We start from the raw sequence: 4,668 nt of genomic DNA, 5'->3' as shown, positions 1-4,668 counted from the left end.
GACGGGGCCTCTGCGGAGGCCCCGTACGTCCAGGCGGTCGTACGTCCCGGCAGCCGCCCCGGCGGCGAGGGCCGGCACCGAAGTCAGGCCGGCGCGCCGCCCGTCCGGGAGAGCTTGGCGGAGAGCTCCGCGGCGGCGGCGCGTACGGCGTCGGCGACCGTGTCGAGCCGCTCGGCGATACGGGGAGTGGGGCCCGCCACCGCCAGGCAGGCGACGAGCCGGCCGTCGCCCGCGAACACCCCGGCCGCGGTGGCGCTGACGTCGGGCAGGGTCTCCCCGCGGTTGAAGGCGACGCCCTCGGCGGCGACGGCCGCCAACTCCTCGCGGACCCGCGCGCGTTCGCGCTCGTCCGGCAGGCGGGCCCGCAGATAGGCGTTGCGGCGCGCCGTGTCGCGGTGGGCCAGGGCCACCTTTCCGGTGCTGGTCGGGTACAGCGGGCGGCGGGTGCGCAGGGGGGCGGAGTAGCGGATAACCTGAGTGGACTCCAGGACCTGGACGTAGACGATCGAGTCGCCGACGGGCTCGCCGAGCATCACCGTCTCGTCGAACTCCCGCAGCAGCCGCTCCATCGCCGGGCCGGCGAGGTCGGCCGGAGCGGGCCGGACCGCCGCCCCGAGCAGGGCCCCGGCGGCAGGGCCGAGCACGTACCCGCTGTCCCGCTCGACGAGATAGCCGGTGGCCACGAGCCCCTGCACGAGGCCGTGCACGGAGGACTTCGGGGCGTCCAGCACGGCGCAGAGCGCGGCCAGTCGGATGCCGTCGGGGGCGGAGGCGGCGGTCTCCAGGATGGTCGTGACGCGCGTGACCGTCCGGTGCTCCTTGGGCGTCGCCGCCCGGAGGCCCGTTCCCTGCGCCTCCGGTGCGTTCCCGTCTCCGTCGTGACCTGCCACGTCGCCTCCGTGCTCGTTCGCGCCGCTGCCCGGCCGCCGTCGTCGCCGGTCATTGTCGCAGCCCGTGCAGGGCTGCCCCATCCCTTGACAGGGGTCACACCCGTACCTAGTTTCGTCCCTACTTACGAACTCGCGTTCTTATATAGGAACACCGGGAACGTCGGGAGCGCCGGGAGCGAACGGAGCGGCAGATGGATTTCGAACTCACCGAGCAGCAGCGGGACATTCAGGCCGGCGTCCGCGACCTGGCCCGGAGCTTCCCGCCCGAGTACTGGGCCGAACGCGACGAACGCGGCGAATTCCCCTGGAAGTTCTACGACGCCTTCGCCGCGGCCGGCTGGCTCGGCATCGCCGTTCCCGAGGAGTACGGCGGCGGCGGGCTCGGCGTGCTGGACGCGGCGCTGCTGCTGGAGGAGGTGGCGGCGTCCGGCGCCGGGATGAACGGGTGCAGCACCATGCACCTGACGATCTTCGGACTCAACGTCCTCGCCCGGCACGGCGGCGAGGAACTGCGCCGCGCGGTGCTGCCGCACGCCGCGACCGGCGAGCTGCACGTGTGCTTCGCCGTCACCGAACCCGACGCCGGGACCGACACCACCCGCGTCTCCACCGTCGCCCGGCGCGACGGCGAGGACTACGTGATCCACGGCCGCAAGATATGGATCACCAAGGCCGGGGACGCGCAGAAGATGATCCTGCTCGCCCGTACGACCCCGCGCGACGAGGCGGCCCGGCCGACGGACGGACTCTCGGTCTTCCTCGCCGACGTCGACCGCGGCGCCATGGACATCCGGCCCATCCCTAAGATGGGCCGCAACGCGGTCGCCTCCAACGAGATCCTCATCGACGGCCTCCGGGTGCCCGCGTCCGCCCGGATCGGCGAGGAGGGCGACGGATTCCGCTGTCTGCTGGACGGCCTCAACCCGGAGCGCATCCTGCTCGCCCACGAGGCGCTGGGACTCGGCCGGGCCGCCCTGGACGCGGCGACCCGCTACGCGAAGGACCGCGTCGTCTTCGACCGCCCCATCGGACAGAACCAGGGCATCGCCTTCCCGCTGGCCGAGGCCCTCACCCGGCTGGACGCCGCCCGGCTGATGGCCCGTCAGGCGGCCTGGCGGTACGACCGGGGGCTGTCCTGCGGACGCGAGGCGAACATGGCCAAGTGGCTCTGCGCGGACGCCGGTTTCCAGGCGGCGGACCGGGCGGTGCAGACGCTCGGGGGCATGGGGTATGCGCGGGAGTACCACGTGGAGCGCTATTTCCGGGAGTCCCGGCTGCTACGGCTGGCGCCGGTCAGCCAGGAGATGGTGCTCAACTACGTCGCGCAGCACGTGATGGGCCTGCCGCGCTCGTATTGACCGTTCCGCTCCGCTCCGTTTCGCTCCGACCGACCGACCGACCGACCGACCGACCGACCGACCGACCGACCGACCGACCGACCGACCGACCGACCGACCGACCGCTCCGCTCGTACGGAACCGCCCTCGCCTCGCCCCGCCTCTGGAGGAACCATGCGCGCACTTGACGGCGTCACCATCGTCAGCCTGGAGCAGGCGGTGGCCGCCCCGATCGCCACCCGCCATCTCGCCGACCTCGGGGCCCGCGTCATCAAGATCGAACGGCCCGACGGGGGCGACTTCGCCCGCGGCTACGACGAGGCGGTGCGCGGCATGTCCTCGCACTTCGTCTGGCTCAACCGGGGCAAGGAGTCGGTCGCCCTGGACCTCAAGAGCGCGCGGGGCCGCGAGGCGCTGGCCGCCCTGTTGCCGCACGCCGACGTGTTCGTACAGAACCTCGCGCCCGGCGCCGCCGACCGGCTGGGCTTCGGCTCGGCCGCCCTGCGCGCGGCCCACCCCGACCTCGTGGTGGTCGAGATGTCCGGCTACGGCAGCACCGGCCCGCTGCACACGAAGCGCGCCTACGACCTGCTCGTACAGGGGGAGACGGGCCTCGCCTCGGTGACCGGCACCGCGGGGGAGGCCGTGAAGACCGGCATTCCCGTGGCCGACATCGGGGCCGGCCTCTACGCCTTCTCCGCGGTCCTGGCGGCCCTGCTGCGCCGCGAGCGGGGCGGCGGCGGCGCGTGCGTGGAGGTGTCGATGTTCGACGCGATCGCCGAGTGGATGGGGCACCCGCTCTACACCACCCTGCACACCGGCAAGCAGCCTCCGCGCGCCTCGCTGGGCCACCCCGCGATCGTCCCCTACGACGCGTACCCGACGGCGGACGGCACGGACGTGCTGATCGGCGTGCAGAACGACCGGCAGTGGCGCAGCCTGGCCGCCGAGGTGCTGGCCCGCCCCGACCTGGCGGAGCATCCGGACTACGCCACCAACGTCGCGCGCTGCCGCCACCGCGCGGCCGTGGACGCGCTCATCGGCGAGGTGACGGGGCGGCTGACCGTCGCCGAGCTCGTACGGGCCCTCGACGACGCGGGCATCGGCAACGCCCGGCTGAACTCCGTGCACGGCCTGGTCGACCACCCTCAGCTGGCGGCCCGCGACCGCTGGCGCACGGTGAAGACCCCGGTCGGCCCCGTCGACGCCGTCCTGCCGCCGATCACCTTCACCGACACGGAGGCGCGAATGGACGCCGTGCCGGCGCTGGGCGAGCACACCGAGGCGGTACTGGCCGAGTTCGGCATCGACAGCGACAGCGACAGCGACAGCGACAGCGACAGCGACAGCGACAACGACAACGACAACGACGCGTGAGGGGGCGCAGGGGCGGTGAGTCCCATTCCGGTTGTGGCCTCGTGAGTGCTTGACGACCCTGAGTAGTCAGCCTAGGTTGACGGCCGTGGAAGAAGTGGACGGAGTGGACGAAGCAGAGGTGAACCGGCTCGTGGCCGCCGCGGCATCCGGCGGGATCCACGAGGGACTGGCCGCCGTGCGCCTGCTGCGCCGCCTCGTCGAGGACATGGAGGCCCGGCAGGTGGACCGGGCCCGCGAACTGGGCTGGGCCTGGGGCGACATCGCCGAACCGCTCGGCGTGTCCCGCCAGTCCGCGCACAAGAAGCACGCCCGGCGGCGGCGACTGGCGGCGTAACGCGCGCCGACCCGATTCCGCCGCCGTCCTGCCCGGACACCATCGCGCCTCTACCGGCCGCTGGCACCCTGCGGCCATGCGCGACGCAGGGAGCAGAGCAGCGATCAGATGCCGCGTGGCCGGCCGGCTTCTGCGTCCCCTGTGGCATTCTCTGTGGCGATCTCTGTGGGAGGGGCTGGTCGCCTTCGGCACGCTGCACGCGACCGGCCAGCTGCCTCCGCCGGTACGTTCCGTACGCCCCATGCCTCCGCTGCCTGCGTCGCCTCTGCCCGGACCGCCGCCGGGCCACCCCGAGCGGGTCCGCGCCGATGTGCCGCTGACCGCCGAGGAACGGCGGCTCGCCGCCCGCCTCCCGCCCCTGGTGTGGCCCGAAGACCCGTGAGGGACGCCCGCTTCAGGGGCGGGGGCGCGCGTCACATGCCGGATGGCCGCACCGGATGACCTCCGGGCGGGGTCAGCAGGACCGGACCGAGCTGACCTGGTTGGCGATGTCGGCGTTGAGGTCGATGGCTGCGCCGTCCGGGATGAGCTGGATCTGGTTCTCGTACCCGGCGTCCCGGTACAGGCACCAGTTGCCGCCGGAGATGTTCTTCACCGAGTACACGTGGTCATTGAGGTTGCCGGCCACGCCGCCGAGGTCGTAGACGCCGTCCGACAGCGACAGGTGGCTCCCGCCGCCCTGCGTGTCGTGGTAGACGCAGAACTCCGACGGGTCGCACGGCCACTGGGC

7 protein-coding genes are annotated in these 4,668 nt (G+C 73.1%); 5 read left to right on the top strand and 2 right to left on the bottom strand.

Features of this window, described 5'->3' with window-relative positions; translation table 11 throughout:
* Positions 1-83: 83 nt before the first annotated feature.
* Complete coding sequence (locus tag ACFU99_RS33775; RefSeq protein WP_384399396.1) at positions 84-890, bottom strand: IclR family transcriptional regulator; 807 nt, start codon at positions 888-890, stop codon at positions 84-86.
* A gap of 191 nt (positions 891-1,081) precedes the next feature.
* Between ACFU99_RS33775 and ACFU99_RS33770 the strand changes: the two genes are divergently transcribed.
* The 5 genes from ACFU99_RS33770 to ACFU99_RS33750 all read left to right on the top strand — a co-directional run bounded on the left by ACFU99_RS33770 (position 1,082) and on the right by ACFU99_RS33750 (position 4,320).
* A complete protein-coding gene (locus ACFU99_RS33770) occupies positions 1,082-2,248 on the top strand; it encodes an acyl-CoA dehydrogenase family protein (RefSeq protein WP_384399394.1) in 1,167 nt (388 codons plus the stop codon).
* Positions 2,245-2,415: a PT domain-containing protein gene (locus ACFU99_RS33765; RefSeq protein WP_384399391.1), complete on the top strand. Its 171-nt coding sequence runs from the start codon at positions 2,245-2,247 to the stop codon at positions 2,413-2,415. Before ACFU99_RS33770 ends, ACFU99_RS33765 begins: the two co-directional genes overlap by 4 nt.
* Positions 2,402-3,604, top strand: a complete 1,203-nt coding sequence (locus ACFU99_RS33760; RefSeq protein ID WP_384399388.1) for a CaiB/BaiF CoA transferase family protein — start codon at positions 2,402-2,404, stop codon at positions 3,602-3,604. Before ACFU99_RS33765 ends, ACFU99_RS33760 begins: the two co-directional genes overlap by 14 nt.
* A 103-nt stretch (positions 3,605-3,707) precedes the next feature.
* Positions 3,708-3,938, top strand: a complete 231-nt coding sequence (locus ACFU99_RS33755; protein WP_384399385.1) for a hypothetical protein — start codon at positions 3,708-3,710, stop codon at positions 3,936-3,938.
* 76 nt (positions 3,939-4,014) lie between these two features.
* Positions 4,015-4,320: a DUF6059 family protein gene (locus tag ACFU99_RS33750; protein ID WP_384399382.1), complete on the top strand. Its 306-nt coding sequence runs from the start codon at positions 4,015-4,017 to the stop codon at positions 4,318-4,320.
* Positions 4,321-4,392: 72 nt separating this feature from the next.
* On the opposite strand, the gene ACFU99_RS33745 is transcribed toward ACFU99_RS33750, so the two are convergent.
* A partial coding sequence (locus ACFU99_RS33745) for a peptidase inhibitor family I36 protein (protein WP_384399379.1) occupies positions 4,393-4,668 on the bottom strand: 276 nt, incomplete at its 5' end.

The sequence above is a fragment of the Streptomyces sp. NPDC057654 genome, assembly GCF_042800135.1.
In the GTDB taxonomy this organism is placed as follows: domain Bacteria; phylum Actinomycetota; class Actinomycetes; order Streptomycetales; family Streptomycetaceae; genus Streptomyces.
The sequence above is the reverse complement of the archived record's forward strand: the minus strand, read 5'-3'. Positions and strand labels throughout refer to the sequence as shown.

What these genes read in the sequence shown, in the direction of transcription:
- ACFU99_RS33770 (WP_384399394.1), top strand. Translation starts at nt 1,082, where the DNA reads ATGGATTTCGAACTCACCGAGCAGCAGCGGGACATTCAGGCCGGCGTC.
- ACFU99_RS33760 (WP_384399388.1), top strand. Translation starts at nt 2,402, where the DNA reads ATGCGCGCACTTGACGGCGTCACCATCGTCAGCCTGGAGCAGGCGGTG.
- ACFU99_RS33750 (WP_384399382.1), top strand. Translation starts at nt 4,015, where the DNA reads ATGCGCGACGCAGGGAGCAGAGCAGCGATCAGATGCCGCGTGGCCGGC.